This window comes from Kitasatospora sp. NPDC058406 (assembly GCF_042722765.1).
Classification (GTDB): Bacteria; Actinomycetota; Actinomycetes; order Streptomycetales; family Streptomycetaceae; genus Kitasatospora.
In genome coordinates, this window is record NZ_JBHXKE010000477.1 from 1 (window position 1) to 2,266 (window position 2,266).

At 67.9% G+C, this 2,266-nt stretch carries 2 protein-coding genes; both read left to right on the top strand.

The genetic code is table 11. The features are described from left to right. The first annotated feature begins 208 nt into the window (after positions 1-208). Entirely contained in the window at positions 209-790 is a 582-nt protein-coding gene (locus ACFWOG_RS40660) for an IS5 family transposase (RefSeq protein WP_380364771.1), read from the top strand. A gap of 30 nt (positions 791-820) precedes the next feature. Continuing rightward, complete coding sequence (locus tag ACFWOG_RS40665; protein ID WP_380364773.1) at positions 821-1,978, top strand: IS701 family transposase; 1,158 nt, start codon at positions 821-823, stop codon at positions 1,976-1,978. The last annotated feature ends 288 nt before the right edge of the window (positions 1,979-2,266 follow it).

Below are 2,266 nucleotides of genomic sequence, written 5' to 3' on the forward strand. Positions count from 1 at the left end.
CCCATGGCCCGATCTGCTAGAGGACGTCGTACCCGGTCACCCGGGTACCGGTGGACGGCCCACACCACGAGGTCGTCGGACCCGTCACCGTCGACGTCCCCGCCCGAGCCGAGTGGAGTCGGGTTGGGCGGCCCAGGTGTGGCCGGCGGTCTGGGCCGTCTAGGCCGTGTATCGAAAGTAGATCTTGGGCCGGGGATGATCTCGGTTCATGGGTCGGGGAGATCTCACAGACGAGCAGTGGGCGGTGGTGGAGCCGTTGTTGCCGAAGGGCGCTAGGGCGGGGCGGCCGCCGGTCTGGACTCGGCGGCGGTTGATCGACGGCATACGGTTCCGTGTCCGGACCGGTGTTCCGTGGCGGGACGTCCCCGCCGAGTACGGACCATGGAGCCGGGTGTACGATCTGTTCCGCCGGTGGCAGCGGAACGGCACCTGGCAACGGATCCTCACCCGGCTCCAGTCCCTGGCCGACGCGAAGGGGGCGATCACATGGGACCTGAGCGTCGACTCCACGGTCTGCCGCGCGCATCAGCATGCGGCCGGAGCCCGCAGCCACGGCGAGTTGCAGAAGGAACCGGCGGGCGGCATCTTCACAGAGCCCGGTGACCATGGGCTGGGGAGGTCACGCGGCGGGTTCACCACCAAGCTCCACCTGGCGGTCGAGCAGGGCCAGAAGCCCATGTCCATCTTGGTGACCGCCGGGCAGCGCGGGGACTCGCCACAGTTCGAAGCCATACTGGAGAAGGTCCGCGTGCCCCGCCTCGGACTAGTACTGCAACGGTGCTTACCGTGACTGCTGTTGGGTTTGCTCGTTGGACTGTTCATGAGTGGGGACATATCTGAGGTCGATGCTCGTCGCTGGTCGGATGGGTTGGCCGGGTTGCATGAGCGGTTTGGGCACCGGTTCGCGCGGAGCGAGTCACGGGAGTCGGCTCTGGCGTACATGCGGGGCTTGTTGGCGCCGTTGGAGCGCAAGAACGGCTGGACCGTGGCCGAGGAGGCCGGTCATGACGGACCGGACCGGATCCAACGCCTGCTGAACCGCATCGACTGGGACACGGAGGCGGTGCTCGACGACGTACGCCAGTACGTCGTCGAGCACCTGGCCGATCCCGGCGGCGTGCTGATCGTGGACGACACCGGCTTCCTGAAGAAGGGCGTTCGGTCGGCCGGCGTCCAAAGGCAATATTCCGGAACCGCGGGCCGCACCGAGAACTGCCAGGTCGGGGTCTTCCTCGCCTACTCGAGCGGGCTGGGCCGGACGTTGATCGACCGGGCGCTCTACCTGCCGAAGTCCTGGACGGACGACCGCGAACGCTGCCGGTCGGCGGGGATCGACAACGGGGTCGAGTTCGCCACCAAGGTCCATCTCGCGCGGGCGATGGTGCGCCGCGCGATTGACGACGAGATCCCGTTCCGGTGGGTGACCGCGGACGCCGGCTACGGCTACAGCAAGGGCTGGCGCTACGAGTTGGAGCAGGCCGACGTCTTCCACGTCGTGGCCACCACCCGCCACGACACCGTCGTCACCTGGCAGGCCATGGACCATCGGCTGCATGACCTGGTCGCAGACCTGCCCCGGCAGAAGTGGAAGCGCCGGTCCTGCGGCGACGGCGCCCACGGCCTGCGGATCTACGACTGGGCCCGCATCGAGGTCCGGCCCTGGCACCGCCCCGACCGCAGGCACTGGGTCCTGGCCCGCCGCAGCATCACCGATCCCACAAGGATCGCCTACTACATCGCCTACGCACCCGCCGATGCCACCCTCAACGAGCTGATCGCCGTCGCGGGCGCCCGCTGGGCGATCGAGGAATGCTTCCAGAGCGCAAAAGGCCAGTGCGGCCTGGACGACTACCAGGTCCGCCGCCACCAGGGCTGGTACCGGCACATCACCCTCGCCATGGCCGCCCACGCCTACCTTACTGTCATGCGGGCCCAACAGCTCGAAAGGGGGCCGGACCTGCTCGAACGTCAGACCTGATACCCCTCACCGTCCCCGAGATCCGCCGGCTGATCACCCACCTCACCCGGCCCGTCCGCCGCAGCATCGACCACATCCTGCACTGGTCCCGATGGCGCCGCCGACGCCAGCATCAGGCCCGGACCAGCCACTACAACAGACGAGGCCACAGCCCAAGAGCTGAAGCCTCGTCTCGGTAAGCACCGTTGCAGTACTAGGGCGTGTTTTGGAAGGTCGTCCGGCGTGATGTCAGGCTCTTCGGATGGGGCGGGGGGATCTGTCGGATGACCAGTGGGCTGTGCTGGAACC